Genomic DNA, 26,145 nt, shown 5'->3' with positions numbered 1-26,145 from the left:
TCTCTTGAATCTACATATACGTTTCAATTTGCCGTCTTGAGTGAACGTTTCGATGAAGTCCACGTGCCACGGCTAGGGCTCTCCACAAGATTATTGTACTCAAGTACGTTCAAATCACGTTGCACAGTGCGCGACGTAATACCGAACTCTTCTACTAGTTCTGAAGTGGTAACTGTCTCCCTTTCATTGATGAACAAATAAATGGACTTGATGCGCGTTAACATCCGATCTGTTGAGCCTTTCATTGGATAACCTCCCAATGTGTAGAATAATGACAAACCATACCTACAGACGACAAAATGAAATATGAAATTGTTATTTTCTAAAATTACACCTTTAGTATACCGCTCCTGTGCAAAAATGCAAGCAGAAAGCACGAACAATCTGTTTGTAAAGATTTGATTATGAACGTAAATATCGAATGAAGATTGTTTTTTTGTATTTAAAATGAGTTCAAACACGAACGAAAAAAACTTTTCTAAATGAATGTTCGTCTTTCATTCATTTGGATATACTAGTAAGGGAGAGAACATTCGCAAAAGGGGAGATGAACATGAATTGGAGACAAGAAGTCGACAATCGTAAAGATGCATTTTTAGAAGATTTAAAAGGATTACTACAAATCCCTAGCGTGCTCGATGAATCAAAAGCCGCGCCGAACATGCCATTCGGGCCAGAGGTTCGAAAAGCGCTCGATTACATGTTTGAGCTTGGTGAGCGAGATGGATTTAAAACGAAGGACGTCGGTGGATATGCGGGACACTTGGAGTATGGGGATGGTGAGGATATCGTCGGAATCTTATGTCACCTTGATGTCGTCCCTGCAGGTGAAGGATGGACGTATGGTGCGTTCAATCCGACGATTACATCGGACGGAAAAATCGTCGCTCGCGGAAGCAATGATGATAAAGGACCATCGATGGCTGCTTACTATGGTTTACGCATCGTCAAAGAACTCGGGTTACCGCTCTCGAAACGTGTCCGCCTGATCGCAGGTTGTGACGAGGAGAGCGAATGGCGCTGTGTCCGCGAATACTTTAAACAAGAACAGATGCCGACATACGGCTTTGCACCAGACGCGGACTTCCCGATCATCAACGCAGAGAAAGGGCTATATGACGGTGTGTTGACACAACTTCCGATTCAACGGGCACCAGAGTCGGCGTATCACCTTCTCTCATTTACGAGTGGGGAGCGTCCGAACATGGTTCCGGACTTCGCGAAAGCTGAATTGAAGACAGACGAGGTACTCGAAGAAAAGTTCGAGGCTTATCTTGAAAAATATGAAGCAGACGGGACATGCGTATATGACCGTGGGACATATACGTTCACGATGAAAGGGAAAGCGGCACACGCGATGGAACCGGATAACGGGATCAACGCGGCCTACGTCCTCGCTGGATTCTTGTTGCACCTTCCTCTCGATATTCAAGGGGAACGCTATATTGAACTCGTTCGTCATGTGTTTGCCGATTCTCGCGGGATTTCACTCGGGATTGAGGCGAGTGACGAGACAGGTGATTTGACGATCAACGGTGGTGTGTTCCGCTATCACGAAGATGAGCGTACGGCTACGGTTAACATTCGCTATCCTTATACGGCGAAGTTTGAAGAGCGGTTGCAAAACCTACGTGAAATCGCGTTGTCGCTCGGTTTCGAATTGAAGACGCGTCAACATATGCCACCGCATCACGTGGCTGAAGATCATCCGCTCGTGAAGACGCTCGCTAATGTGTACGAACGTCAGACGGGGGAGCATGCGAACTTGATGGCAATCGGTGGGGGAACTTACGCCCGTTCACTCGAGGCGGGGGTCGCATTCGGTGCATTGTTCCCAGGCGCTAAAGATGTGGCGCATCAGGTCGATGAATATATGGAGATAGAAGATTTATTACGCGCAGCAGCGATTTATGCTGAAGCGATTTACGAGCTCGCTAAATAAGAACCGTGGAGAGCTGACTGATGTAGTCGGCTCTCTGTCCTTTAGGAAGGAAGTTATCATTGAATTCGCAAAAAAGATTGTTTCAATCTGTATATGTCACCATTTTCTTCGCACAAGGGGCATTGATCCCTTACATGGCTTTATATTTTTCACAAGATCAATTCGGACTCACACCGAGTCAGGTCGGAAATATCGTGGCCATTCTTCCCATTCTTTCGATTGGTGTACAACCACTTTGGGGAATGTTGACCGATCGCACCGGGCGGGTGAAGGCGTGGCTCATGTTAGCGATGTTAAGCGCAGCCCTCATTTCGTTTACTTTTTTAGTGGCGACTTCTTACGTATGGATCGTGGTGCTCATGGTCATCTGGTCGGTGTTCCAATGTGCACACATTCCGCTCGTCGATATGATGACACTCGACTATACGACACGTTCAAAAGTGGATTATGGAGCGATTCGTTTGTATGGGTCGGCAGGTTTTGCCATCGCGGTGTTTGCGATGGGGTGGATTTCCGATACGACGTGGGGCCTTGCTAGTACGTTCGTATTAAGTGCCGTTTTACTTATCCTCGGAAGTGTGTTCGTCCGAATGATTCCGGAAAAGAGCTCGATTCGTGACGTCACGTTAGCTCCGATTTCATGGACAGCTGTATGGAATAAGTCCTTCTTATTCTTTCTGCTCGGGGGCATGCTCGTCTTCGGACCAATTTATGCGAACAACTATTATTTTGGATTGTACGTGACAAGTAGCGGGGGATCGACGACGCTCGTCGGAACACTATTCCTCGTCGCGGTTTTGTTTGAAATTCCCTTCATGAAAGTGGCATCACAATTTGTAGAACGCTTCGGCAGTGTCCCGGTACTCGTCGGGGCGGCACTCATCTCGGCCATGCGAAATGGAATCCTTGCATTAGAGCCGCCCATTTGGGTCGTTTGGTTGCTGGCGATCGCACAAGGTCTCGTCGTCGGACTTTTAATCCCGGTCGCGCTTCAGTTCGTCCGGAAACTTGTCGACCGTCAAGTCTCTTCAACGGCAATCGGTGTTTACATGGCGTTGACTTCAGGACTTGCGACAGCGGGATTCAACAAGTTGAGTGGTACAATCATCGAACTCGATGACATCATCGGCGTATTTTGGATGTATACGATTGTCACGGCAATCGGGGCAGTGATTTGGATTGGACTGTCACGTCGCGCACTGAAAGGATGAATCAGATGAGCACGCATTATTTTATTGCGATTCCGATCGAATCGGTCGAACTCGCTGCTGTGCAACAAACCATCTTACCGTATTACTCGTATCGGCGAATTTATCGACCGGACGAGTTTCATTTGACGATACAATTTTTAGGGGGAATCGATGGTGAAGAGCTGGATGAAGTGAAAGAAATCACTAGAAGAATCAGTCAAGAAACCCTTCCGTTCACGTTGACGTTTCATGCCATCGACCATTTCGGGAGAGCGGACCGTCCACGCGTGTTGACGATTGTACCTGACGCGTCAGATGCTCTTCAGCGATTTGCGACGGCGCTGCGTCAAGAGCTCGTCGCATTGATTCCGAATTTAGACCGAAAAACATTCGTCCCTCATGTCACTCTCGCAAAAAAGTGGGACAAAGGGGAACGGATTGCTTACGTCCCAACCGAGTTCAACGTAACCGAGTCGGTGGAAGAAGTGATCCTGTATGAAGTGCAGCCGAATCATACTCCGTCCTATAGGGCGATTGAAGTATTTCCGTTAAGACGGCCAGAGGAGGACATATGGCAATCCCGGTTAAAATTTTTGACGTAATCTCAAAATATGAACGTGATGTATTAGATCAATACAATCGCTATTTAGAATATGTAGAATCCGATACGGCCCGATTGCAGCGTCTTCATGAAAACAATCGACTGAGTCCAGTCGAAGTGCTTGAGATCGATCGGCCGTGGTGGAAATTTTGGGCGAAGTCGGAACGGATTGAACTAGAACCGAAACCCCTCGCCGAATCACAGTATCAGAAATTACTTCGAGAGCGCCGACACATTCAAAAACTGCAATTTGCTTGTGAAGGGGTACTTGAGGCAGATTTACCACATTTGGCATTCACGAGAGATTTTGCATATCGCGTGATGCGTTCCGAATGGAATGAACGACACTTCTTCTTTTATCGTCCTGTCATTGAGTGGAACGGTGCGACCGTTGAATTAAGTCATGTCCTTGTCGGTCCGACGCATCTTTATATCATAGAGTGGCTCGAGGGAGACAGAAGCATCTATCACATATCGAAAGAGAAGACGTGGGTTCATCAACCGCTGAAAGGGGAAAATACTCGTGTAGTGAACCCGCTCATTGCGTTGACACGCACCGAAGAACTTGTTCGACAAATTGTACCGAACTATGCGGGTGTCCTTCAAAAGGTCGTCATTGCAGCAGATGGTTATTTTGATAACGTTCCAAGCGTTCGGACGACGCATTATGTGGGACGAAATGAGTATAAAGAGTGGATGAAACAAGTGAATGGGCGTGCAACAATTGTAAAAGCGCAACAAGTTCGCGATGTCGCTACATTATTAGAAGTGACAGCCAAGATGCCGTTTCGTCAATTTATGGATCAGTGATTGAGAGGAAGGGACGCATATGCATCATACACCAGATCAAAAGACTGCCTCGCATGTAACGATTGAGAGCGCGTCTTTCGTATCATTTGAGACCATACAACTTGAGATTGTGCGCGAATATGAATCCGTTCCAGTACAAATTGAACAGAATGGACGCCCGATCGACTACATGGTCGAACAACAACATGTGAACGAATCAGGGATGATTGAACAAATTCTGCGACTATATGAACCCATTTCTTTGGACATGATGTATACGGTGTTTCATCCGGGGCAAAAGACGATGGTCATCGTCCCACGAGAAATTGTGCGCTCCGAAGAGTTCGAGCGTCGGTTCTCATATGATGGGCAACTCGGTTTGTCATTTACGCCACACGGGATGGAAGTGACCGTTTGGTCGCCTGTCGCACTCTCGATGTGGATTACCGTCCATGACGACACGAACCACCGTGAACTCGAACGCTTCCATATGAATCGTGGTACACGTGGGGAATGGAATGGAGAAGTGCCTAAAGCGTTCGAAGGGATGCTATATCGTTTAGAAGTAAAGACGCCCGTCGATACGAGACAAGTCGTTGACCCTTATGCAAGAGCCGTTAGCTTGAACGGAGAGTACGGGGTATTGATGGACGTGGAACGATTTGTGAATGAACAAGTCGATGAAGCTCCGCGTCCACCTCTTTGGAAAGCGACCGATGCCGTCATTTATGAACTGCACATCCGAGATTTTACAAGCCACCCTTCATCGTTGAGCCAACTGAAAGGTCTATATGGAGGGGTGAGCGAAAAGGGAGTTCAGACGAAAGAGGGTCACAGTGCAGGACTTGATTATATAAAAGAACTCGGCGTGACCCATGTCCAATTGTTACCCGTTCATGATTTTGGAAGTGTCGATGAAGCGACACGCATGCCGTATAACTGGGGTTACGACCCGATTCATTGGTTCAGCCTTGAAGGAAGTTACGCCTCTAGCCCGGATGTTCCTATGAGTCGGGTATTCGAGTACGCGTCACTTGTCGCGGATCTTCACCGGTCAGGTCTCCGTGTCGTCACAGACGTCGTGATGAATCACATCTATATTCGTGAACATTCTCCGCTCGAGGCTCTCGTTCCTTATTATTATTTTCGTTATGAGCATGACGGAACGGTCGCAAACGGGACCGGTGTCGGGAATGATACGGCATCGGAACGTTATATGATGCGGCGAATGATTGTCGACTTCGTCTCATACTTTGCGACAACTTATCGAGTGGACGGATTCCGTTTCGACTTGATGGGGATTCATGACGTCGAGACGATGAATCAGGTGCGAGCCGCCCTTGATAAAGTTGACCCGTCCATCCTTGTGTATGGAGAAGGGTGGGACTTGGCGACACCTCTTGGACAGTCCTTGAAGGCGACTTCGCAAAATGCAGCCCGAATGCCTCGTATCGGACACTTTAACGATATGATTCGAGATGCTCTAAAAGGCTCGACCTTCAATGACCGAGAACGTGGATTCATTTCAGGAAATGAATGGCGAGAATGGGAGCTCCGTGAATGTCTGACCGGGGCCGTCAATATCCCGAACGTGACGGTTGGACGTTTCCCGAGTCCGACGTATTCCATCAACTATGCCGAAGCCCATGACAATTATACGATTTATGACAAATTACAGTTGTCGTGTGAAGGGGTTGATGAAGCGACTCGCCTCGCAATGCAGCGACTCGCCAATGCGGTCGTTATCACGTCTCAAGGGATCCCATTTATCCACGCGGGTCAAGAGTTCGGTCGAACGAAACATGGCGTGGAGAATAGCTATAATTCACCAGACCACATCAATCATTTCGATTGGGACTTACGCGATGCGCGAATCAGTGAGATCGAGTATGTGAAGACGCTTTTGAAACTGCGACGACTGCATACATGCTTCCGTTACGATTCACGTCAGGAAGTCATCGATCATTTCACATTCCTGCCGTCGCCGCCTGGCGTCATCATTTATGAACTGACGGCGAGCCACTCGTATGACGCTTGGCAGCGGGTACGCGTATATATTAATGGAACGTTCGAAAAACTGTCATTCGAGAGCGATACGAAATGGAACGTCTACGTTCAAGGGGAGACTGCTAGCCTCGTCCCGATTGAAAGAAACCCGTCACACATTCAAGTCGAGTCGTTGTCAATGACGATTCTCGCGTGTTAAGATGTTGATTGTATCTCTTTAATTCAAGTAAGATTTGAGCGTGATGAATATGTATTCAGATATAGTCGGTGCGCTCGGTAAAGAGTGGACAGTCGCTTCTGCCGGAGGTATTACGGGCGAAGCGTATGTAGCGACGACGCGCCAACAGAAGATTTTTGTGAAACGGAACTCTTCTCCATTCTTAGCGATTCTTTCAGCGGAAGGAATTGTTCCGAAACTTCTTTGGACAAAGCGGATGTTTAACGGGGACGTATTAAGTGCCCAACAATTCATTGAGAGCCGCGAACTTTCACCAGAAGATATGAAGCGACCAGATGTCGCGGCACAACTCGGAAAGATTCATGATTCGAAAGAGCTATTATTCATGTTACAACAATTAAATCACACACCGGTGACGCCGCACTTGTTGCTTCGTCAGTGTGAGGCATATGAACAAGATGAGACAGATCCTACGATTGGAGAGGCGATTCAATGGTTAAAACACCACTTGCCTAAAGTCGACGAACAAGAGTTCGTCGTATGCCACTCTGATTTAAATCACAACAATTGGATTGAAGATGAAAACGGTCTTCTCTATTTGACGGATTGGGACGATGCGATCATCGCGGACCGTGCCTTTGATTTGGCGATGGTAGTCTATAGCTATGTCGAAGAGGCGGAATGGGAGCATTGGTTCACGCATTATGGGGTCGAGGTTTCGAGTGAGCTTCATAATCGAATGCATTGGTATGCGATTGCCCAAACGATTTTAACGATTTATGGGGAACGAAACGATGCAGCACGAACAGAAGGTTTTCATGTACTGCGCGAATTAATCGATGAGGCGTATGAACGAATCAATTAAAAGGGATGGCTGTGCGCCACCCCTTTTTGAATGTGTTTAGATGTCGTCCGGATTCATGAAGTAAGCCCAAACGAACGTTGCGATGACGCCTGCGAAAAACGTAAGTGGAGCGGCATAAAAAATTAAGAATTGATCTAATGTACTCATCGTATCTAACCTCCTTGTGAAGGATGATTCACGTTCATTAAACTATGATTTCGTGTATAATCGCAAGAGGACTGCTCGTACGTAACGTGCATATTCCCATTAAACTTGAACATTTGATGAACGAAAGGTAGGATTTTCATGCGTTTACGACATAAGCCTTGGGCAAAAGAATATATGGAAGCTCAAGAACACGTATTTATTCAACATCCTGAACAATTAAAAGGGAAGTGGGACGCCGAGTTCGGCAATGACCACCCGCTCTTTATCGAAGTCGGTTCAGGGAAAGGGCAATTCATTTTAGGGATGGCGAAACAGCATCCGGACGTGAACTTTATCGCAATCGAACTATTTGAAAGCGTAGCTGTCTCAATCGTTCAAAAGCTCGTCGAGACGCCGATGCCGAACGTGAGAGTACTGACGGTCGATGCGAAGCGACTCGTCGAATACTTTGAAGCTGGAGAAGTCGACCGCGTATACTTAAACTTCTCGGACCCGTGGCCGAAAACACGCCATGCGAAACGTCGCTTGACGTACAAGACATTTTTAGCGACATATGAAGCGATTCTTCCGAAAGCAGGGGAGATTCATTTCAAGACGGACAACCGCGGACTCTTTGAATATTCTCTTCAAAGCATGAGTCAATACGGGATGTTCTTCACAGAAATTTCACTTGATTTACATGTAAATGAACCGGAAGATAATATTCGAACAGAGTATGAAGAGCGCTTCAGTGCGCTCGGTCAGCCGATTTATCGAATGGAAGCTGTATTCCGTCCGAAAAATTGACACGCTTTTTTCTTATTTTAATAGTATTTTCTTCACACTTTTTTCTTTCTTCTTGGTACAATAGGAATGACGCTAAACTGGAATAAGAGAAGGGGGAACATGGGGATGTTGAAAAAAGCATGGGCAAGCCTGCTTGCAGTAATCTTCATTCTAACAATCGCACCAATGAATACCTCAGCGAACGAAGCGTTCTTAGACGCACTCGAAGAGGATTTGAAAGCGACGCATTACGATTATAAAGAAGGAACAGCTGAAATCATCAAAGAAGAGACGCTTCGCCATTCAAATGGCAACGAAGTGATCGCGGCTGTCGTAGAACTCGATACGATTCGTGATGGGATCTTCATCACACGTAAAACCGAGTACCATTACTTTGATGCGACAGACAACAAAATCCTCTCATCAGCAGACCTCGTAGAAGTTGAAGGAGCAGCCGAATTCGCAGATGCGAACATCGATATGCTCGGTCAACAAATTGTCTACTGGTTGCCGGTATTGGTATTGCTTCTATTGATTGCGATTCCAGCACTCATTTTGTTCTTGGTCGTACCACGTTTCTATTCAACAAGCTCATATATGAATGCCGTATATGAAAAGAATGACAACCCACGTTAAGACATAAAAGCACCCCGTTCTCCTGAACGGGGTGCTTTTTCATTGTTGCTTCAGCTGTTCGACGATATCTGTGAGAGACATGTCGTTTCCTGAGGAAACCGAAGCGATGAAAGCACTCTCGACAATCGGACCGTCGAAAAATGCGACCTCTTTACTTCCTTCGTACATGTCGATGGCAAGTTCGGCGTTCATCGTCGCCGAACCGATATCGCTGAGAAGGAGCGCATCCCCTTCGACTTGGTCGAGTGCCTCCAAGATGCGCGTGACGTCTGTTCCGATCGAACCGTCTTCAAGACCGCCAGCTAAATGAATGGGGACGGATGGCGCCATTTCTTTCATGAGATCTTGGATCCCTTCCGCAATTTTTGCACTGTGCGAGACGATAATCAATTCAACGATGTCAATCGACCTCCTTCATAATCGCGGCTAACAGAATCGAACTGGAGAGGGCACCCGGGTCGACCGTCCCACGCGAATTTTCACCGAAGTAGGAAGCTCGACCTTTCGTTGCCACCATATCTTCCGTTTTTTGCACAAGTTCGTCTAACTGTTGTTTGTAGTCGTCCCCTTGTTTTACATGTTCAAGGAACGGGTCCCAAACGTCGACCATTGTTTTCTGACCGACTTCTGACTTCCCTCGCGCTTTAATCGAATTTGAACCTTCTTGGAGTGCTTCTTTGAGAAGGTCAAAGTCAGCTTCGGTCGCATCCCCGAACTTGGTCGCCATCTTGACGAAAGCAGAACCATATAATGGACCAGCCGCGCCGCCTACTTTCGACATCAGAGTCATGCCTACTTTTTTACTGAGCGCTCCGAGAGAGTCATACTCCTCGTCTAAAATGGAAGAGACCGCGTCGAAACCACGGGACATGTTGATCCCGTGATCTCCGTCCCCGATGGCACGGTCTAAATCTGTCAGTGTGTCTTTCTGGTCTTCAATCCCGACTTGTGTGTCGCGTAACGCTTGCTTCATCCGATCAATCGTCAACATAAAACAAACACCTCATTTATCAAAGTTTAAATCCAAGTGCTTCCGATGGAGCATCTAGATAAGTGGTCATCTCATCATCAAGCGGTAACAAAGTAATCGAGAATCCGTGCATCTCGAGTGACGTCATGTAGTTACCGACATATTTACGTTTCAGCGTATATCCAGCAGCTTCGAGTTTTTGCGCGACGAAATGATACGTCACATATAGTTCGGACAATGGAGTCCCGCCCATTCCATTTACCATAACGGCGACTTCGCCAGGCTCAACTTCTTTTTTCAAATGACTGAGAAGGTCATCGACGATTTGGTCGACATCGCTCGTTGGTTTACGTTCTACACCGCGCTCCCCGTGAATACCAATCCCGATTTCCATCTCTTCCTCGTTCAAGTCGAAACCAGGCTTGCCACTCACTGGCATGTAGCAAGGTTCTACCGCCATCCCCATTGAGCGGACGTGTGATGCGACTTTTTCCGCAATCGATTTAACTTCCTCGAGTGATTTACCGCTTGCTGCAGCGGCACCTGCGATTTTATGAACGAAGACGGTACCGGCAACACCACGACGGTCTTCCTTGTTTGAAATCGCGACATCATCGGCGACGACAACATGGTCGACTTTGATCCCATCTCCTTCAGCCAATTCGGCGGCGAGTTCGAAGTTCATGACATCCCCCGAGTAATTTTTGACAATCAACAAAACGCCGTTGCCACCATCGGCTGCTTTGATTCCTTCAAGCACCATGTCTGGAGTAGGGGATGTAAAGACTTCCCCGCAAACTGCCGCATCGAGCATGCCGTCTCCGACATAACCGGCGTGTGCCGGTTCGTGTCCGCTACCACCACCCGAGACGAGCCCGACCTTACCGGATTTTGCACCGTTCGCCCGACAGATGACATTGAATCCTTCGACACGACCGTACAGTTCAGGATGGGCATGGACCATTCCTTCTACCATTTGCGATACGAGTTCACTTGCCTCACCGATTAGCTTTTTCACGCGAGATCACTCCTTTTTTAAATTGAAAACTACCAATTTCAATTTTCCACTCTTTCGCTGTAACTAAACAAAAAAACCGACGAATCATTCGTCGGTTTCGTGTCATGCATATTCGAGTAAAGCGCCAGTCTCAGAGTCGACTGTGAACTCATACGTTTTTTCTTCGTCGTTCTCAAGAACCGAGATTCCACCTTTGTAGACATCGTATTCACGACCGTCGTATGTGTAAATCTCAGGTGATGCAGAGATCCATGCCCCTTGGACATGACCTTTAGCTGAGAAAGCACGTTTCGTGTATTCCAACGCGTTTTCTGCAGATAAGCTACGTTCATCTAAAGCCTTTTTCGTCATAAGTGCGGCAATGACGGCAACCCCGATTCCAATAAACCAATACCTTTTTTTCATATGACTACCTCCCCTTGAACTATGGCTATCATGTACATCGTACCAAAACCTGTACCCGAATGGAATGAAAAGCATTCGCATCCTATCAAAACTTTTGTATATAATGAGACAAGAACGGTTAAGAAGGGATGATAAAAGATGGATCAAAAGACGAGAGATTTATTCAAGACGTTAACAGAACTACCGGGAGCTCCGGGGTTCGAGTCAGAAGTTCGTCAGTTCGTACGTGAACGAATTGAACCACACTCAGATGAAATCGTCACGGATGGCATCGGATCAATTTTTGGGAAACGTGTCGGGGACGAAGCGGGACCTAAAGTAATGGTAGCCGGTCATATGGATGAGGTTGCCTTCATGGTGACACGCATCACGGAAAATGGCATGTTATACATACAACCACTCGGCGGATGGTGGAGCCAAGTGCTCATGGCACAACGTTTTGACATCATCACTTCGAACGGGAAAATCCCAGGCGTCGTCGCGTCGACACCGCCTCACTTACTCGGACCAGATGCGATGAGTAAACCGATGGACATCAAACAAATGTTCATCGATATCGGTGCCGATTCAAAAGAAGAAGCAGAATCATGGGGAGTACGTCCGGGTGTTCCTGCAGTACCATCGAGCGCTTTTACACCACTTCATCACCCGAAAAAAATCATGGCGAAAGCATGGGATAACCGTTACGGTGTCGGTCTTGCTGTCGAATTGTTAGAAGAGACGACAAAAGCAGATCACCCGAACATCTTGTTCTCGGGTGCTACCGTACAAGAAGAAGTTGGACTACGTGGAGCGCAAACGGCATCTGAATTGATTCAGCCAGATGTGGCACTCGTACTCGATGCTTCACCGGCGAACGATGCATCTGGAAGTAAGACGGAGTTTGGACAACTCGGTGAGGGTGCCTTGATTCGAATTTTAGACCGGGTCATGGTCATGTCGCCTGAAATGCGTGACTTCTTGCTCGACACGGCTTCTGATGAAAATATTAAGACGCAGTATTTCGTCTCGCCAGGCGGTACGGATGCTGGACGCGTGCATATGAGTGGCGAAGGTGTACCGACAGCCGTTATCGGTGTCGCATCACGCTACATCCATACACATGCTTCGATTCTTCATACAGACGACTACGATGCGGCGAAAGCATTACTGAAAGCGTTGGTCAAACGACTTGACCGTTCGACGCTTGAAACACTCCGTCCGTCTCGCTAAACGTACATGCCGTTCACTCATGATGTTGAGTGGACGGTTTTTTTTGTGTAGATGTTCTTGCTATTTCAAGAAAACGCCTTATACTGATAGAGGTGTTTATACATATTGTTTACTTGTGTAAAGACATCTGTATGATTGTAAGGAGGATCTCATATGTTCAAGAAAAAAGGAATCTCACTTAGCCCGTCTGTTTATTTTGTGACGGCACTTAGTTATATGGCATTAGGGTTGTTCAGTACGTTGATCATCGGTTTGATTATGAAGACGATTGGTGGTCAGCTTGAAGGGACCGCACTTGAGGGAATAAGCGCGACGCTCGTTCAAATTGGGGACGTGGCGATGGGTCTGACGGGTCCAGCGATCGGGATTGCGATTGCTTATGCCCTTGAGGCGCCACCTCTTATTTTATTTTCTGCACTCGTCGTCGGGACGTTCGGATATGAGTTTGGACCGGCCGGTAGTTACGTCGCCACACTTTTAGCCGTTGAGGTATCAAAACTTGTATCGAAATCAACGAAGCTTGATATTTTGGTGACGCCATTTACGACAATCGCAGTCGGTTTCTTCACAGCGACATATATCGGGAAATATGTAGGGATGTTCATGACACAGCTCGGTAGTTGGATCGAGTGGGGGACTGAGCAACAACCATTGTTCATGGGAGTCGTCGTAGCGACACTCATGGGGTTGGCATTGACTGCGCCAATTTCGAGTGCAGCCATCGCTTTGATGCTCGGGTTGAACGGTATTGCCGCTGGTGCCGCGACGGTCGGATGTGCTGCTCAAATGATTGGGTTTGCGATTACGAGTTATCGCGATAACGGAGTCGGCGGAGCGATTGCGCAAGGAATCGGAACGTCGATGCTTCAAGTCGGGAATATCGTGAAAAATCCTTGGATTATTTTACCCCCTACATTAGCTGGGGCTGTCCTCGCACCAATCGCGATTCTATTGTTTGAATTAGAAAGTGTGGCAGCTGGGGCAGGGATGGGGACGAGTGGACTCGTCGGTCCGATTGTCATGCTAGAAACGATGGGCTTCAGTTGGTACACGTTTATCATTGTCCTCGGCTTCCTAGTCATCGGACCTGCTCTGTTAAGTTATGCGGTATACGCTGTATTGAGACGGACTGGACGTATTCAGCCAAACGATATGAAAATTGACTATTAAAAAAAGCGCCGTTTGAAGCAAACGGCGCCTTTTCGTGTCATCCGATACCGAATAAGACTTTGACAGAATCAACCGTCTCGCGAGGGACACGGAAGCTGATGAGGAACAGTAGAAGGACGATTACATAGATTGGGATCAAATATCGTTTTCGTACAATCGGTAAATGACGGGCGAGTTGCTTGAGCCACTTTTCGAGGACATAAATGACGGCAAAGCCCACAACTAGCCAAATCAAGATCTCGAGTCTCGTTTTATCGGTATCAATAAATAAATATCCATATCGCAAAATGGCGAGCATCCCAAAGACGACGACCATCTGTTCGAGCGGATGTTTCATTTCAGGATTCAATTTTTCTCGTGTCAATTTCATATGGTTTCACCTGTTTCAACTAGTTTCGGCTTTGATTATAACAAACAGCAGAGCAGAATGTGTGACAGGACTTATGCTATTATAAGTGAGGAAAAAACGAACAGGAGTGGTTAATCATGAAACAATTATCAACAATGGCAGAATATACAGAAGCAAAAGAATCAAAAAGTATTTTCATGTTCTCGGCAACATGGTGTGGAGATTGCCGTTTCCTCGACCCGTTCATGCCTGAAATCGAACAGAAATTTGAAAACTGGACGTTTTATTACGTCGATCGTGATGAGTTTATGCAACTCGCGCAAGAGCTCGATATTTTTGGGATTCCAAGCTTTGTCGCATTTGAAAATGGTAAGGAAATTGATCGCTATGTCGGTCGCGAACGGAAGACGCCGGAACAGGTCGAAGCATTCTTGAATGGATTAGGGTGACCCTTTATGGAACGGAATGAGCTAAGACGCTATTTAGAAGCGAATTTCAAAGAGGACTATCGCACATCTTATGACCGCGAGAATGAGGTGTTGCGCGTCGAACGGAAAACTGATCGCTTTGGTGTGAATATTCGACTCGCACCAATCGTCGCGAAAGCGAAAACGCGGGGCAAAGTGGCAGTCGATGAAGTCATCGAATACATCGAGTCGGCAATGAAGGCAGATGATCACATCTCACTCGCCGGAAAATTGGATGCCATCTATCCGGTCATTCGTTCGAACTCGTTCGCAAAGACGACGAAAAGTGGAGAACCACTTGTTTTCAGTCCGCATACGGCGGAGACCGCCATCTTTTACGCGCTCGATCGCGGGAACGGCTATCGTTTAATCGAGGAGAAGCATGTATCCGGTGATTTGACGCTTGAAACGATTGAACGCATTGCCCGGGAAAATGTCAAAAAACTCCCGACCGAGATGAAACAAGATGAAGTTGCAGGCAACCCGTTCTACTTTTTATCGACGCGAGACGGCTACGAGGCATCGCGCATTTTAAACGATGATTTTCTTCGAATGATGGAGCGCCGAGTTGAAGGGGATATGCTTGTCGGTGTACCACATCAAGATGTGATGATTATCGCCGATATCCGAAACGACCAAGGGTATGATGCGATGCAGCAATTGATGTTTGACTTCTTTACGAATGGTCGTGTCCCAGTAACTGCACTCGCCTTTCATTATGAGGCAGGGCAACTTGAACCGATTTTTATTGTCGGAAAAAAGACCCCGCCATCGAACACATAATCTGATAAAATAAGTGAGATGAGTTTGAAAGAAGGGACGTAGGAACGTATGCAAATGAATGTGTTTTATAACCGAGAAGGAATCGGCGATGTACTCATGGTGTTATTGAAAGAGGGAGAACGTCACCATCAATCTGTAGAACGAACAGGTGACGTTGCCATCGTCAAATCTGAAGACGGAGCCGTCAACGGATATAATTTGTTTCAAGCAAGTGAGCACTTTGACGTCACAGGTTGGAACGGTCCAGTTGATTTGACGACTGAATTGGTTGAACAGGTACAAGCTGTCTTGAAGGAAAATGGAATTGACGAAGACTTCTCATGGGTAGATGTGACACCGAAGTTTGTCGTTGGTTATGTGGAAAGTGCGGAAAAACATCCGGATGCGGATAAATTATCCGTTTGCCAAGTTCAAATCGATCAAGGCACTGTTCAAATCGTATGTGGCGCACCAAACGTCGCGACTGGCCAAAAGGTAGTCGTAGCCAAACCAGGAGCGGTCATGCCGACCGGTTTGATTATTCGACCATCGGCACTTCGCGGAGAGAGCTCGCATGGCATGATTTGCTCGGCGCGTGAATTAAATCTTCCAAATGCCCCGCAAGAAAAAGGGATTTTAGTATTAGATAACGAATATGAAGTAGGTACAGCATTTGAAATCGGTCGCTAAACTCGACCGATTTTTTGTTAAATATGGATTGAGTGAAAAAGCGAGGAATCAAGTATGGATGCATATGAACGTTCATTAAAACAACAAGCAGATCGAATCAAACGAGAGCTGTCGAAAGAAGGACAGCCGGTCTCACCACCTCCGAAGGTAGATATCACCGATGAATTCATTCCGACTGATGTTCCTTCACCGATTTACGGATATGCCCGTCCAAAACCGAAGATTGTTCTGCCGGTCGAGCATTCTCCTGAAACGAGAGAACCATTCGAAATGAGCACAGCGTCTGAAGTGGTTCCATCTGAAGAGTCACTTCAAGATGAAGAGATCGTTAGCATTAGTCCTGAAATAGACGCAGAACATATTGAAGACATTTCCGGGGAAACGACCGAAGAAGAAAAATCGATTCTCGGTCAGGTTTCGATTTTAGATAACGGTTTTTCGTCCGTCTTTATGCAATCAACGGACTTATCCCGCTCGAAAAAAGAAGAGGTCGTAGAAGTTCATCAACATGCAGCGCCAGATGAAAGTTTAGACATCGACGGTTCTGTGGAACAAATCGGAGAGTCGATTGAGCAGATTGCAGAAAAATTACAAACGCCATCTGAACAAGAAGAATTACCGGCTGACACCGAATTGACACCGGCTGTTCAAGTTTCGTTTAAAGCCGACCAACCACCTGTAAACGTGATGATGACGCCAAAAGATCGCATGGCGATGTACCGTAGCCGACGACTTGCGCAAAAAAACAATAATCTGTAATAGCACGACTCAGTGAGTTTTGCTATAATGACAAAGGTTTGTCGCATTTTGACGAGCCGCAATGAATTAGGGGGGCTATTTACAGATGAACCGTTATCACTTCGTCGGAATTAAAGGAACGGGCATGAGTCCTTTAGCTCAAATTTTATTTGATATGAATAATGAGGTCCGTGGATCGGACGTTGAAAAAGCATTTTTTACAGAAGAAGCATTGAAACGAAAAGGGATTGAAATTTTGCCATTCGACCCTGAAAATATTTCTGAAGATCAAATCGTCGTACAAGGAAATGCGTTCAGCGACGATCATCCAGAAATCGTACGCGCGCGTGAACTCGGATTGACGATTTATAAGTACTACGAGTTTTTAGGTGAGCTCGCGAATCATTACACAAGTGTCGCCATCACAGGGTCACACGGTAAAACATCGACTACAGGTTTGCTTGCACACGTCATGCGTGGAATTGAACCGACATCATTCTTAATTGGTGATGGAACAGGTGAAGGTGTTGCCGATTCGAAGAACTTTGTCTTCGAGGCTTGCGAATATAAGCGTCACTTCTTATATTACCGTCCGGACTATGCCATTATGACGAATATCGACTTTGACCATTCAGATTACTTCTCTGGTTTAGACGATGTCATCGATGCATTCCAGGAGATGGCGAAGCAAGTGAAGAAAGGAATCATTGCCTGTGGTGATGATGAGAATCTTCAGCACATTCAAGCGAACGTACCACTCGTCTATTACGGGTTTGGGACACATAACGATTTCCGTGCGGAAAACGTTACGTCGACAGAGAACGGAACGACATTCGATGTCTTTTTACGTGATGATTTCTATGGAACGTTCCGCATTCCTGGATACGGCGACCATAGCGTGTTGAACGCTCTTGCTGTTATCGCTACATGTGATTACGAGAACTTGCCTAAAGAGTTGGTGAAAGAGCGTCTTGCATCATTCAACGGGGTGAAGCGTCGTTTTAGTGAATCAATGCTTAACAATCAAGTACTCGTTGATGATTATGCACACCACCCACGTGAGATCAGTGCAACGGTCGAAGCGGCTCGGAAGAAGTATGGAGAACGGGAAGTCGTTGCGATTTTCCAACCACATACGTACACACGTCTTAAATCATTCATGGATGACTTTGCAACAGCATTGGCTGAAGCAGATACGGTCTATCTCTGTGATATCTTCGGTTCAGCCCGTGAACAAGAAGGGACTGTCACAATCGAGGACCTTCAATCACGAATCGACGGTGCGCATATTTTGAAACGTGGTGGTACGAGCGTCTTACGCAATCATGACAAGGCAGTACTTTTGTTCATGGGTGCAGGTGACATCCAAACGTACCAGCGTGAATATGAAGAAATCGTAAAACTTGAAGCATAAGACGGGGGAGGGACGAATGTCTCTCCTTTTTTATGTTTAGCCAATCAAAATCTCGGTAATAGTAGTATCGATGAATATGACAAAGGAGATGTTTGGAATGGCTAGTCAAGGTGCACTCAATACGTTAAACAAGGAAGTCGCAAACTATGGGTTACTGTTTGTGAAACTGCATAATTATCATTGGTACATTAGCGGTCCCCACTTCTTTACGTATCATGAGAAACTCGAAGAGCTCTATAACTTGGTTGCTGAACTCTACGATGACGTAGCGGAAAGACTTCTCATGAATGACGGTGAACCGTTTGCGACGATGAAAGAGTATTTGGAACACTCGACGCTGACAGAAGGAGATCGTCATGCGGAGACGGATCAGATGATTAAAGATATCATCAACGACTTCAAACAAATTCGCCAAGAGATGCAAGATGCGATGGAAAATTTTGAAGACGGGGATGAAGCGATTGAAGATACGTTCGTCTCTCATATCGAGCGACTCGAAAAAGAAATTTGGATGATGTCTGCCGCACTCGGTAAAAAAACAAAATTGTAACCACAAAAATGGTGCGCCTGACGAAGGCGCACCATTTTTATATTATTTCAAGTTTTCCGGATTGAGTGGAAGCAACGCATCGATGACGAAACGTCCGTCTTTGCGAATGAGGACATCATCGAACCAGATTTCACCACCGCCATAATCCGGACGTTGGATGTTGACGAGGTCCCAGTGAACTGACGAGTTATTGCCATTATAGGCATCGTCATACGCTTGACCTGGCGTGAAGTGGAAGCTGCCGTCAATTTTCTCATCGAAGAGGATATCTTTCATCGGATGTTGAATGTATGGGTTCACACCGATTGCGAACTCACCGACGTAACGAGCTCCTTCATCTGTATTGAACACTTCATTGATTCGTTCTGTATCATTGGCCGTCGCGTCCACGATTTTGCCGTCTTTGAACGTCAATTTCACATTCTCGAACGTGAATCCTTGGTATGGAGATGGCGTGTTGTATGTGATCACGCCATTGACCGAATCTTTTACCGGTGCCGTAAACACTTCACCGTCTGGAATGTTCATTTGACCAGAGCACTTGATTGCCGGAATATCTTTAATGGAGAACGAGAGGTCCGTTCCTGGTCCTTTCAATGTGACGCGGTCCGTCTTGTTCATCAATTCGACCAATCCGTCCATTGCACGGTCCATTTTGCCGTAGTCGAGTGTACATACATTGAAGTAGAAGTCTTCGAACGCTTCTGTTGATTTACCTGCCAATTGTGCCATTGATGGAGAAGGGTAGCGAAGTACGACCCATTTCGTCCCTTTGACGCGGTCTTCCGTGTGCATTTTACCGAGTGTGGCACCGACGAGTTTTTGTTGCTCACTCGGCACGTCAGAAAGTTCGTTGATGTTATCACCGGCACGTAAACCAATGTACGCATCCATTGCCTGCATCTGTTTCCGTTCGATGTCAGCCATGAGTTCGAGTTGCTCACGACTTGCTCCCGTATACAATTTGCGTAAGATGCGGCTTTCTTTCAATAAGACGAATGGGTGTCCGCCGGCCTCATATGCTTTTTCGACGAGTGCCTCGACGAGCGATTCCTCTACGCCAAAATTCTCGATCAGTACTTTTTCCCCCGGTTGTAACTTGACGGAATAATTAATTAAACCGTCTGCTAATTGTGTAATTCTTGGATCTCTCACACGACCACCCCTAATTATTTTTATGAATTTCTATTTTAGTGTAATCGAAAACATAAAAACGGGTAAAGGAATAATCAGACCGAATGGCGAAAACGGTTGTAGCAAATCTTTTCAGTCATAATGGTGCTATAATGAAACAAGAAACGATTGAATAGGAGGAATGGATTGAATGGAGATCACATTAGGAGGCATCGCTGGCCTGATTGCGGCCCTCGCGTTTGTCGTACTCGTCATCTTCTTGGCACGTGTCTTATCGAATGTAAACCGTACACTCGGTAGCGTCGCCAATACGACAGAAAACTTAGAACGCCAGCTCGACGGAATCACAATGGAAGTGACGGCGCTCTTACATAAGACGAACCGTCTCGTCGACAACGTGGAAGAAAAAACAGAGTTGCTCGCACCTGTTGCCCATGCACTCGATGAATTAGGTACATCCTTGAACGAGGTAACTGAATCGGTCCGTACCGTCTCAACTTCTGTCCACTCGGCAGCGGATGAAAACAAAGAACAGATTGCTCAAGCGGTTCGATGGGGATCGGTCGCGGTAGAACTGTTCAAGAAAAACAAACCAGAATCATCAACTACGAAAGAACGTCCACGTCGTCGCACGCGACGTGAAAAGAAAGAGGAAGCACCTGTATCGCCCGACATGATTAACACGGACGATACAATCAAATAACGATACATCGGGGAGGAACTCACACATGACAGACCAAAAACAACCAACAGAACAGAATCAATCAAGTAGTGGATTTTTGACGGGTGTCATTCTCGGAGGGATCGTCGGAGCGGCTGTCGCACTTTTGACATCACCGAAAAGCGGACGGGAAGTAAGAACATACCTAGACGAAAAGACATCTACATCGCGTGAACGATTGACTGTCAAATCGAAGGAAATGCGTGAGAAGGCAGAACCAGTCGTCGGCGAGTGGATTAAAGTGGCGAGCGATAAAGCGGCGCCGGTCCTCAATATCGTGAAAGATAAGGCGCGTGAAGCTGCCGAGTTAAAACAACAGATGGACGAGGATGATCTCTCAATTGAAGAGGCGATGGAGAAAGCGGATCAACTCGTCGCGGAAGCGGAATCTGAAGTGAAAGAACAGATGGACCGCGCGGCTGAAGAAGAGACGACGGACTCATCACTTGAATCTGAGTCGGACGATACACTCGAAGCACCTGTCAATGAGATGCTCGATGATGAGTCGAAAGAAGAACTCAATGATTTGAAGAAAGACCTTAAGAAGGAAGAATAAAGTAGAAAGGACCGAACGCATTCGGTCCTTTTTTGGTGATTTTGTGACGTAGAAGGTTTCCTTATGACAAAGCGCACAAAGTTCGATATAATTAGGTTTCTGGAAAGAACGGCTTAAGAATGTGAGGGAAACGAATGAGTCCACAAGATCAATTGAATCGATTACGTCGAGAAATGGATGAATTGAACCATGAAATGCTCGACTTGCTAAGTCGGCGTGGTGCACTTGCCGTCGAAATTGGAAAAATCAAACGTCTTCAAGGCGTCGAACGATACGACCCGGTCCGGGAACGAGAAATGCTCGACTTCATCGCAGCTTCGAATCAAGGACCGTTCGAAACGTCACGTCTTCAACATATTTTTAAAGAAGTATTCAAAGCGTCTGCTGAACTACAAGGCGAAGACCGGGATAAGACGTTACTCGTTTCGCGTAAACGTCAACCGGAAGATACGTTGGTCCACGTGAAGGACGTGACGATTGGGAATGGACGTCCGCAGCTGATTGCGGGGCCATGTGCCGTCGAATCGTTCGAACAAGTGAACGCGGTCGCAGAGAAGCTCGCGTTGTCTGGAGTGAAAGTGATGCGAGGCGGGGCATACAAACCACGTACATCGCCGTATGACTTCCAAGGCTTAGGTTTTGAAGGGTTGAAAATGCTGAAGGCAGCAGCGGACCGTCATGATTTACGAGTCATCACGGAAATCATGACACCAGGAGCAGTCGAGTCGGCCTTGCCATATGTCGATATCATTCAAGTTGGTGCCCGGAATATGCAAAACTTTGATTTGTTGAAAGAAGTCGGTAAGACAGACAAACCGGTCTTGTTGAAGCGTGGATTATCCGCTACAATCGAAGAGTTCATTTATGCGGCAGAGTACATTATGGCGAGTGGGAACAGCCAAGTCATCTTGTGCGAGCGAGGGATTCGGACGTATGAGCGTGCGACTCGCAATACGTTAGACATCACGGCAGTGCCGATTTTGAAACAAGAGACGCATTTACCGGTTATGGTAGACGTCACCCATTCGACAGGTCGTCGTGACTTGTTGTTGCCGGCTGCAAAAGCAGCGCTTGCCATCGGGGCAGACGGTGTCATGGTCGAAGTACACCCGAATCCTGCCATTGCATTATCGGATGCGCAACAACAATTGGATTTCGATCAATTCGATCAATTTGTGGAAGGACTGACGGTCCAGTTTCCCCAACTTGATTTGGTGAAAAAGTAAGCTTTCCAAATGGAAACGTTTTATATCGCATGAAGACAGGGTAAATGGATGACAGATACCTGTCTTCCTTTTTTAAGACGTTTTATGAAAACTTTTTGAAAATCAGGACTTGTAGGAGGAGTAGTTTATGAATAGTAACAACGTAACGATTTACGATGTCGCACGAGAAGCCGGGGTGTCCATGGCAACCGTCTCTCGTGTCGTCAACGGAAACCCGAACGTCAAACCGACGACACGCAAGAAAGTACAAGATGCGATTGACCGTCTCGGTTATCGTCCGAACGCCGTCGCGCGTGGGCTAGCAAGTAAGAAAACGACGACGGTCGGTGTCATCGTACCGGACATCTCAAATATTTTCTTCGCCGATTTGGCACGAGGCATTGAAGATGTGGCAACGATGTACAAATACAACATCATCCTTGGAAACTCGGATTCAAGTCGTGACAAGGAAGTTCATTTACTGAACACACTTTTAGGGAAACAAGTGGATGGCATCATCTTTATGGGTGGACGTTTGCATGAAGATCTCGTCGAAGAGTTCAAAAAATCACCGGTTCCAATCGTTCTCGCAGCGACATTGAACCAAGGATATGACCTCCCGGCCGTCAACATCGATTATGAGCAAGCGGCATATGACGCGACTCAGATGTTGATCAACCATGGGCATGACCGTGTTGGATTCATCACTGGGCCACTCGAGCAACAGATCAACGGCGAGAAGAAATTCGCAGGATACCGTCGCGCCCTTGAAGATGCAGGTCTTCCGTTCCACGACAACGATATGATTCTCGGGAATTACACATACGCATCAGGTCTTGAAGCGATGCAAAAAATGTTGCAGCGAGACGATTGCCCGAAAGCGATCTTTGCTGGGACTGATGAGATGGCCCTCGGTGTCATCCATGCCATTCAAGATGCCGGCTTCTCGGTTCCGAACGACTTTGAAGTCGTCGGTCACGATAACACGCGTCTCGCGACGATGATTCGTCCGAAATTGACGACTGTTGTTCAACCGATGTATGATATCGGAGCCGTTGCGATGCGTCTCTTGACAAAAATCTTGAACGCAGAAGAAATCGAAGAGAAAAACGTCGTGCTTCCTCACCGGATCGAGCGTCGTGATTCGCTTCGCCAAGACTAATGAAAAGCCTCCCCATCCGTCACGTCATGTGAGGGAAAGGGGAGGCTTATTTTTATAGGTAAATTGACTTTCGATCATTTGAGATAAACGGCCAAAAGGCTCGTTTCGTGACTTCCCAATTCTTTTCTTCGATTTGTTGACGTCGCGGGATATGGTCAAACGAATATAGAGAGTCGTCCCACCGAGTAGGCAACGGTTGATCAGCGATACCTGACCACTTCTCAATCCACTCGCGCGGGATATCTCCAGAGTAGGGTGCTTCTCTCGTCAACCCTGCCCACACTTGAGCCCAAGCGCGTGGTACGGCACGATACCAGTCATACCCACCGCCACCAAGGGCGACGAGACGGCCATCTGTATATTCATCGGCCAGGCGTGAGGCGATCTGCGGGATTTGTTCGAACGTCCGTATCGTTGATGCCAAATGGGTGAGCGGATCAAAGGCATGGGCGTCTGCACCGTTTTGAGTCAAAATGATATCAGGTTTGAACCATTCGCACGCCTCGCGTAAGACGGTCTCATAGCACGTCAAGAATGAATCATCCTGGGTGAACGCATCGACCGGTACGTTCCAACTGTAGCCGTATCCTTTGCCGTTCCCTCGTTCTGTCACCATTCCGGTGCCGGGGAACAAATAACGTCCCGTCTCATGAATCGACAGTGTCATCACGTCATCATCGTCATAGAAGAGCCATTGAACGCCGTCCCCATGATGCGCATCCGTATCCACATAAAGGACGCGAGAGCCATACTGTTTTCGCACATGTGCGATGGCGACAGCTGCATCGTTATAGACGCAAAATCCGGATGCCTTGCGTCGCATGCCATGATGTAAACCGCCGCCGACATGAAAGGCGCGCTCCGCTTTCCCGCTCGCGACCAAATCGAGCGCATGAATCGTCCCGCCGACAAGCCGAGCGGCTCCCTCATGAATCGTCGGAAAGATAGGTGTGTCTTCCGTACCAAGACCAAACTTATTCGCTTTCAGCGTAGAAAGTTCTCCCGCAGCCGCAGCTTGGACGGCTTCGATATAATCGAGGTCGTGAACGAGCGCTAACTCTTCAACCGAGGCGAGTGGAGGAGACACACATTCCGATTTGGAAAGTTTTCCGGCTGCAATCAAAAGCGATGTCGTCAATTCAAGTCGTAGCGGATTGAACGGATGATCCTCATGAAAGCGATAAGACGTCTCGTCTTCGCCAAATATGTAAATCGGTCTCATCGCGACATCTCCGGACCGAGGACATCATAGCCTTCACGCTTCAACCGTTCGATGATTCGGAGCGGGTTCATCGTCTGGACGCGGAACGAGATGATGCGCTTATACGGATCGCTCGTCGGATGAACGAAGACGTTGATGATATTGACGTTTGTTTTGGCGAGGAGTCGGGTTACTTTTTCGAGTGTACCGGTCGTATTTTCGACGAGGATCTCAATTTGCGAACTTGGTTCGAGTGCGCCGGTCAATTGTACGAAATATCGTAATAAATCGGTCTCAGTTAATACACCGACGAGTTTCCCTTGTTCGACGATGGGGAGACAGGTTAGCCGGTTTTCATAAAACAAAGCAGCGGCATCTTCAAAAAAGTCGAAAGGATGTGCTGTCGGTACCTCTGAACGCATGATACTCGATACAGGGTTTTGAAAGTCTGCATTTTCACTTTCGGGATGAAAGACGCTCGTCGCACCACTCATCTCAAATTGTCCGACGATCCCGACGACTTGGCGGGCCGGATTTGTCACAATCAAATGTCGGACACGATGCTCACGCATCAATTTAGCGGCATGAGCGATCGTATTGGTCGGTTGAATCGTCACAACATGTCGATTCATCATCTGTTCGATTAGCATGAAATCCCCTCCTTAGTCGTACATAAATCGCCGGCGAAGCCGTAGCGAATCAAAGTGGTCGATGGATTCTTGGCGCACGTTTTTTCCGATGCGAGCCATCAAACAATTGGCGGGATGAGAGGCGATTTCAGGATCGTCTGTCGGGAAGAAGACAAGTCCACCGTGATTCATCATCTTCTCCATGACTTTTCGATAATCCCAAATCGAGAGTCCACTGCCTTTCAAATCCCAGTGCCAATAATATTCGGTCGTCAAAATTAAAAAATCATCCATATGTGGGTCCATCATCGATACTTCGAGTAATTGTTTCCCGATTCGTTGACCACGGAAGCGGGGACTCACCTCGATTGCCCCAAGTTCAAGGATGTATGGGTCATTTCCTTCACTCCAACGCTCATATGGGTCAGGATAGAGGAATGTCACGTAACCAATCACAAGATCATCCTGTCTAGCGACGATGATTCTTCCTTCTTTCAACCCAGCAATATCGACAAGAGCCTCGTGCTGATCTTCTGGTTCACGAAAAGCCGTCAATCCTTCATCAAGACGATACGTCTGCAGCACGTCGGGCGCAACCGGACCGTCAATCGTGACGTCACCTTGTGAGGTCTGCCACACTTTTGAATGATATTGTTTTTCCATTGGGTCACC

Annotated in this window: 31 protein-coding genes; 20 read left to right on the top strand and 11 right to left on the bottom strand. The window is 47.0% G+C overall.

What is annotated here, in order from left to right; all coding sequences use genetic code 11:
* Positions 1-23 precede the first annotated feature (23 nt).
* A complete protein-coding gene (locus LCM29_RS06630) occupies positions 24-245 on the bottom strand; it encodes a DeoR family transcriptional regulator (RefSeq protein ID WP_074033475.1) in 222 nt (73 codons plus the stop codon).
* Between the two features lie 308 nt (positions 246-553).
* Between LCM29_RS06630 and pepV the strand changes: the two genes are divergently transcribed.
* Genes pepV through LCM29_RS06600 form a run of 6 tightly spaced genes read left to right on the top strand, consistent with a single transcriptional unit; the run spans position 554 to position 7,572 of the window.
* Positions 554-1,942 carry a dipeptidase PepV gene (gene pepV / locus LCM29_RS06625; RefSeq protein ID WP_412093971.1) on the top strand — a complete coding sequence of 463 codons (1,389 nt, stop codon included), beginning with the start codon at positions 554-556 and terminating at the stop codon, positions 1,940-1,942.
* Positions 1,943-2,001: 59 nt separating this feature from the next.
* The gene (locus LCM29_RS06620; protein ID WP_224861587.1) at positions 2,002-3,153 is read left to right on the top strand and encodes an MFS transporter; all 1,152 of its coding nucleotides are present in this window, start codon (positions 2,002-2,004) and stop codon (positions 3,151-3,153) included.
* A gap of 5 nt (positions 3,154-3,158) precedes the next feature.
* Positions 3,159-3,734 carry an RNA 2',3'-cyclic phosphodiesterase gene (gene thpR / locus LCM29_RS06615; RefSeq protein ID WP_224861585.1) on the top strand — a complete coding sequence of 192 codons (576 nt, stop codon included), beginning with the start codon at positions 3,159-3,161 and terminating at the stop codon, positions 3,732-3,734.
* Complete coding sequence (locus tag LCM29_RS06610; protein WP_224861583.1) at positions 3,704-4,543, top strand: NERD domain-containing protein; 840 nt, start codon at positions 3,704-3,706, stop codon at positions 4,541-4,543. The genes thpR and LCM29_RS06610 overlap by 31 nt, the downstream gene beginning before the upstream one ends.
* A 19-nt stretch (positions 4,544-4,562) precedes the next feature.
* On the top strand, positions 4,563-6,728 hold the full coding sequence (gene pulA / locus LCM29_RS06605) for a type I pullulanase (RefSeq protein ID WP_224861581.1): 2,166 nt from the start codon (positions 4,563-4,565) through the stop codon (positions 6,726-6,728).
* A 49-nt stretch (positions 6,729-6,777) separates the two neighbouring features.
* Positions 6,778-7,572 (top strand): phosphotransferase family protein, encoded by a 795-nt coding sequence (locus tag LCM29_RS06600; protein WP_224861579.1) that lies wholly within the window; start codon positions 6,778-6,780, stop codon positions 7,570-7,572.
* A 36-nt stretch (positions 7,573-7,608) separates the two neighbouring features.
* On the opposite strand, the gene LCM29_RS15295 is transcribed toward LCM29_RS06600, so the two are convergent.
* The gene (locus LCM29_RS15295) at positions 7,609-7,719 is read right to left on the bottom strand and encodes a hypothetical protein (RefSeq protein ID WP_012726769.1); all 111 of its coding nucleotides are present in this window, start codon (positions 7,717-7,719) and stop codon (positions 7,609-7,611) included.
* Positions 7,720-7,857: 138 nt separating this feature from the next.
* Between LCM29_RS15295 and trmB the strand changes: the two genes are divergently transcribed.
* Both trmB and LCM29_RS06590 read left to right on the top strand, forming a co-directional pair.
* Positions 7,858-8,505: a tRNA (guanosine(46)-N7)-methyltransferase TrmB gene (gene trmB / locus LCM29_RS06595; protein ID WP_074033469.1), complete on the top strand. Its 648-nt coding sequence runs from the start codon at positions 7,858-7,860 to the stop codon at positions 8,503-8,505.
* 105 nt (positions 8,506-8,610) lie between these two features.
* Complete coding sequence (locus tag LCM29_RS06590; protein WP_224861577.1) at positions 8,611-9,120, top strand: hypothetical protein; 510 nt, start codon at positions 8,611-8,613, stop codon at positions 9,118-9,120.
* Positions 9,121-9,159: 39 nt separating this feature from the next.
* Here the strand turns inward: LCM29_RS06590 and dhaM are convergent, their stop codons facing one another.
* From dhaM to LCM29_RS06570, 4 genes are all read right to left on the bottom strand, one after another.
* Positions 9,160-9,510 carry a dihydroxyacetone kinase phosphoryl donor subunit DhaM gene (dhaM, locus tag LCM29_RS06585; RefSeq protein ID WP_263600784.1) on the bottom strand — a complete coding sequence of 117 codons (351 nt, stop codon included), beginning with the start codon at positions 9,508-9,510 and terminating at the stop codon, positions 9,160-9,162.
* 10 nt (positions 9,511-9,520) lie between these two features.
* Entirely contained in the window at positions 9,521-10,111 is a 591-nt protein-coding gene (gene dhaL / locus LCM29_RS06580; RefSeq protein ID WP_214746384.1) for a dihydroxyacetone kinase subunit DhaL, read from the bottom strand.
* A 19-nt stretch (positions 10,112-10,130) separates the two neighbouring features.
* Positions 10,131-11,108: a dihydroxyacetone kinase subunit DhaK gene (gene dhaK, locus LCM29_RS06575; RefSeq protein WP_214693331.1), complete on the bottom strand. Its 978-nt coding sequence runs from the start codon at positions 11,106-11,108 to the stop codon at positions 10,131-10,133.
* Positions 11,109-11,210: 102 nt separating this feature from the next.
* Positions 11,211-11,513, bottom strand: coding sequence for a PepSY domain-containing protein (locus LCM29_RS06570; protein WP_012726763.1), 303 nt, complete (start codon positions 11,511-11,513; stop codon positions 11,211-11,213).
* A gap of 138 nt (positions 11,514-11,651) precedes the next feature.
* Here LCM29_RS06570 and LCM29_RS06565 point away from each other — a divergent pair, with 138 nt between their 5' ends.
* Both LCM29_RS06565 and LCM29_RS06560 read left to right on the top strand, forming a co-directional pair.
* Complete coding sequence (locus LCM29_RS06565; RefSeq protein ID WP_214782140.1) at positions 11,652-12,725, top strand: M42 family metallopeptidase; 1,074 nt, start codon at positions 11,652-11,654, stop codon at positions 12,723-12,725.
* A gap of 153 nt (positions 12,726-12,878) precedes the next feature.
* The gene (locus LCM29_RS06560; RefSeq protein WP_224861575.1) at positions 12,879-13,895 is read left to right on the top strand and encodes a PTS transporter subunit IIC; all 1,017 of its coding nucleotides are present in this window, start codon (positions 12,879-12,881) and stop codon (positions 13,893-13,895) included.
* 37 nt (positions 13,896-13,932) lie between these two features.
* Here LCM29_RS06560 and LCM29_RS06555 read toward each other — a convergent pair whose 3' ends face one another.
* The gene (locus tag LCM29_RS06555; RefSeq protein ID WP_224861573.1) at positions 13,933-14,265 is read right to left on the bottom strand and encodes a hypothetical protein; all 333 of its coding nucleotides are present in this window, start codon (positions 14,263-14,265) and stop codon (positions 13,933-13,935) included.
* Between the two features lie 116 nt (positions 14,266-14,381).
* Between LCM29_RS06555 and LCM29_RS06550 the strand changes: the two genes are divergently transcribed.
* From LCM29_RS06550 to LCM29_RS06525, 6 genes are all read left to right on the top strand, one after another.
* Positions 14,382-14,693, top strand: coding sequence for a thioredoxin family protein (locus tag LCM29_RS06550; RefSeq protein ID WP_224861571.1), 312 nt, complete (start codon positions 14,382-14,384; stop codon positions 14,691-14,693).
* Positions 14,694-14,699: 6 nt separating this feature from the next.
* On the top strand, positions 14,700-15,494 hold the full coding sequence (locus LCM29_RS06545; RefSeq protein WP_224861569.1) for a DUF1444 family protein: 795 nt from the start codon (positions 14,700-14,702) through the stop codon (positions 15,492-15,494).
* A 54-nt stretch (positions 15,495-15,548) separates the two neighbouring features.
* Positions 15,549-16,163 carry a YtpR family tRNA-binding protein gene (ytpR, locus tag LCM29_RS06540; protein ID WP_224862764.1) on the top strand — a complete coding sequence of 205 codons (615 nt, stop codon included), beginning with the start codon at positions 15,549-15,551 and terminating at the stop codon, positions 16,161-16,163.
* Between the two features lie 54 nt (positions 16,164-16,217).
* Complete coding sequence (locus LCM29_RS06535) at positions 16,218-16,922, top strand: hypothetical protein (protein WP_224861567.1); 705 nt, start codon at positions 16,218-16,220, stop codon at positions 16,920-16,922.
* Positions 16,923-17,007: 85 nt separating this feature from the next.
* Positions 17,008-18,315, top strand: a complete 1,308-nt coding sequence (gene murC / locus LCM29_RS06530) for a UDP-N-acetylmuramate--L-alanine ligase (RefSeq protein WP_224861565.1) — start codon at positions 17,008-17,010, stop codon at positions 18,313-18,315.
* A 97-nt stretch (positions 18,316-18,412) separates the two neighbouring features.
* A complete protein-coding gene (locus LCM29_RS06525) occupies positions 18,413-18,865 on the top strand; it encodes a Dps family protein (protein WP_214693309.1) in 453 nt (150 codons plus the stop codon).
* Positions 18,866-18,907: 42 nt separating this feature from the next.
* Here the strand turns inward: LCM29_RS06525 and LCM29_RS06520 are convergent, their stop codons facing one another.
* Positions 18,908-20,020, bottom strand: a complete 1,113-nt coding sequence (locus tag LCM29_RS06520) for an aminopeptidase (RefSeq protein ID WP_214746407.1) — start codon at positions 20,018-20,020, stop codon at positions 18,908-18,910.
* A gap of 169 nt (positions 20,021-20,189) precedes the next feature.
* Here LCM29_RS06520 and LCM29_RS06515 point away from each other — a divergent pair, with 169 nt between their 5' ends.
* From LCM29_RS06515 to ccpA, 4 genes are all read left to right on the top strand, one after another.
* Positions 20,190-20,702 carry a DUF948 domain-containing protein gene (locus tag LCM29_RS06515; RefSeq protein ID WP_214782151.1) on the top strand — a complete coding sequence of 171 codons (513 nt, stop codon included), beginning with the start codon at positions 20,190-20,192 and terminating at the stop codon, positions 20,700-20,702.
* Positions 20,703-20,727: 25 nt separating this feature from the next.
* A complete protein-coding gene (locus LCM29_RS06510) occupies positions 20,728-21,276 on the top strand; it encodes a YtxH domain-containing protein (protein WP_214760136.1) in 549 nt (182 codons plus the stop codon).
* A 134-nt stretch (positions 21,277-21,410) separates the two neighbouring features.
* A complete protein-coding gene (locus tag LCM29_RS06505; RefSeq protein ID WP_214741397.1) occupies positions 21,411-22,502 on the top strand; it encodes a bifunctional 3-deoxy-7-phosphoheptulonate synthase/chorismate mutase in 1,092 nt (363 codons plus the stop codon).
* A 127-nt stretch (positions 22,503-22,629) separates the two neighbouring features.
* Complete coding sequence (gene ccpA, locus LCM29_RS06500) at positions 22,630-23,643, top strand: catabolite control protein A (RefSeq protein ID WP_214746416.1); 1,014 nt, start codon at positions 22,630-22,632, stop codon at positions 23,641-23,643.
* A 52-nt stretch (positions 23,644-23,695) separates the two neighbouring features.
* Here the strand turns inward: ccpA and LCM29_RS06495 are convergent, their stop codons facing one another.
* From LCM29_RS06495 to LCM29_RS06485, 3 genes are read right to left on the bottom strand one after another with little or no spacing between them, the layout of a single operon-like run.
* On the bottom strand, positions 23,696-24,865 hold the full coding sequence (locus LCM29_RS06495; protein WP_224861563.1) for an acetoin utilization protein AcuC: 1,170 nt from the start codon (positions 24,863-24,865) through the stop codon (positions 23,696-23,698).
* On the bottom strand, positions 24,862-25,494 hold the full coding sequence (locus LCM29_RS06490) for an acetoin utilization AcuB family protein (protein ID WP_012726747.1): 633 nt from the start codon (positions 25,492-25,494) through the stop codon (positions 24,862-24,864). Before LCM29_RS06490 ends, LCM29_RS06495 begins: the two co-directional genes overlap by 4 nt.
* Before the next feature lie 12 nt (positions 25,495-25,506).
* Positions 25,507-26,136, bottom strand: coding sequence for a GNAT family N-acetyltransferase (locus tag LCM29_RS06485; protein ID WP_214693289.1), 630 nt, complete (start codon positions 26,134-26,136; stop codon positions 25,507-25,509).
* Between the last annotated feature and the right edge of the window lie 9 nt (positions 26,137-26,145).

Source organism: Exiguobacterium aestuarii, assembly GCF_020171655.1.
GTDB classification, from domain to species: Bacteria; Bacillota; Bacilli; order Exiguobacteriales; family Exiguobacteriaceae; genus Exiguobacterium; species Exiguobacterium aestuarii_A.
The sequence above is the reverse complement of the archived record's forward strand: the minus strand, read 5'-3'. Positions and strand labels throughout refer to the sequence as shown.

Bases quoted from the DNA above. Each gene is read 5' to 3' on its own strand.
- LCM29_RS06600 (WP_224861579.1), top strand. From the start codon at position 6,778: ATGTATTCAGATATAGTCGGTGCGCTCGGTAAAGAGTGGACAGTCGCT.
- dhaL (WP_214746384.1), bottom strand. From the start codon at position 10,111: ATGTTGACGATTGATCGGATGAAGCAAGCGTTACGCGACACACAAGTC.
- pepV (WP_412093971.1), top strand. From the start codon at position 554: ATGAATTGGAGACAAGAAGTCGACAATCGTAAAGATGCATTTTTAGAA.
- LCM29_RS15295 (WP_012726769.1), bottom strand. From the start codon at position 7,719: ATGAGTACATTAGATCAATTCTTAATTTTTTATGCCGCTCCACTTACG.
- LCM29_RS06560 (WP_224861575.1), top strand. From the start codon at position 12,879: ATGTTCAAGAAAAAAGGAATCTCACTTAGCCCGTCTGTTTATTTTGTG.
- LCM29_RS06610 (WP_224861583.1), top strand. From the start codon at position 3,704: ATGGCAATCCCGGTTAAAATTTTTGACGTAATCTCAAAATATGAACGT.
- LCM29_RS06565 (WP_214782140.1), top strand. From the start codon at position 11,652: ATGGATCAAAAGACGAGAGATTTATTCAAGACGTTAACAGAACTACCG.
- LCM29_RS06495 (WP_224861563.1), bottom strand. From the start codon at position 24,865: ATGAGACCGATTTACATATTTGGCGAAGACGAGACGTCTTATCGCTTT.
- LCM29_RS06570 (WP_012726763.1), bottom strand. From the start codon at position 11,513: ATGAAAAAAAGGTATTGGTTTATTGGAATCGGGGTTGCCGTCATTGCC.
- LCM29_RS06490 (WP_012726747.1), bottom strand. From the start codon at position 25,494: ATGCTAATCGAACAGATGATGAATCGACATGTTGTGACGATTCAACCG.
- ccpA (WP_214746416.1), top strand. From the start codon at position 22,630: ATGAATAGTAACAACGTAACGATTTACGATGTCGCACGAGAAGCCGGG.
- LCM29_RS06555 (WP_224861573.1), bottom strand. From the start codon at position 14,265: ATGAAATTGACACGAGAAAAATTGAATCCTGAAATGAAACATCCGCTC.
- LCM29_RS06590 (WP_224861577.1), top strand. From the start codon at position 8,611: ATGTTGAAAAAAGCATGGGCAAGCCTGCTTGCAGTAATCTTCATTCTA.
- LCM29_RS06550 (WP_224861571.1), top strand. From the start codon at position 14,382: ATGAAACAATTATCAACAATGGCAGAATATACAGAAGCAAAAGAATCA.
- LCM29_RS06535 (WP_224861567.1), top strand. From the start codon at position 16,218: ATGGATGCATATGAACGTTCATTAAAACAACAAGCAGATCGAATCAAA.
- LCM29_RS06485 (WP_214693289.1), bottom strand. From the start codon at position 26,136: ATGGAAAAACAATATCATTCAAAAGTGTGGCAGACCTCACAAGGTGAC.
- ytpR (WP_224862764.1), top strand. From the start codon at position 15,549: ATGAATGTGTTTTATAACCGAGAAGGAATCGGCGATGTACTCATGGTG.
- LCM29_RS06545 (WP_224861569.1), top strand. From the start codon at position 14,700: ATGGAACGGAATGAGCTAAGACGCTATTTAGAAGCGAATTTCAAAGAG.
- murC (WP_224861565.1), top strand. From the start codon at position 17,008: ATGAACCGTTATCACTTCGTCGGAATTAAAGGAACGGGCATGAGTCCT.
- pulA (WP_224861581.1), top strand. From the start codon at position 4,563: ATGCATCATACACCAGATCAAAAGACTGCCTCGCATGTAACGATTGAG.
- trmB (WP_074033469.1), top strand. From the start codon at position 7,858: ATGCGTTTACGACATAAGCCTTGGGCAAAAGAATATATGGAAGCTCAA.
- LCM29_RS06510 (WP_214760136.1), top strand. From the start codon at position 20,728: ATGACAGACCAAAAACAACCAACAGAACAGAATCAATCAAGTAGTGGA.
- LCM29_RS06505 (WP_214741397.1), top strand. From the start codon at position 21,411: ATGAGTCCACAAGATCAATTGAATCGATTACGTCGAGAAATGGATGAA.
- thpR (WP_224861585.1), top strand. From the start codon at position 3,159: ATGAGCACGCATTATTTTATTGCGATTCCGATCGAATCGGTCGAACTC.
- LCM29_RS06525 (WP_214693309.1), top strand. From the start codon at position 18,413: ATGGCTAGTCAAGGTGCACTCAATACGTTAAACAAGGAAGTCGCAAAC.
- LCM29_RS06515 (WP_214782151.1), top strand. From the start codon at position 20,190: ATGGAGATCACATTAGGAGGCATCGCTGGCCTGATTGCGGCCCTCGCG.
- LCM29_RS06630 (WP_074033475.1), bottom strand. From the start codon at position 245: ATGAAAGGCTCAACAGATCGGATGTTAACGCGCATCAAGTCCATTTAT.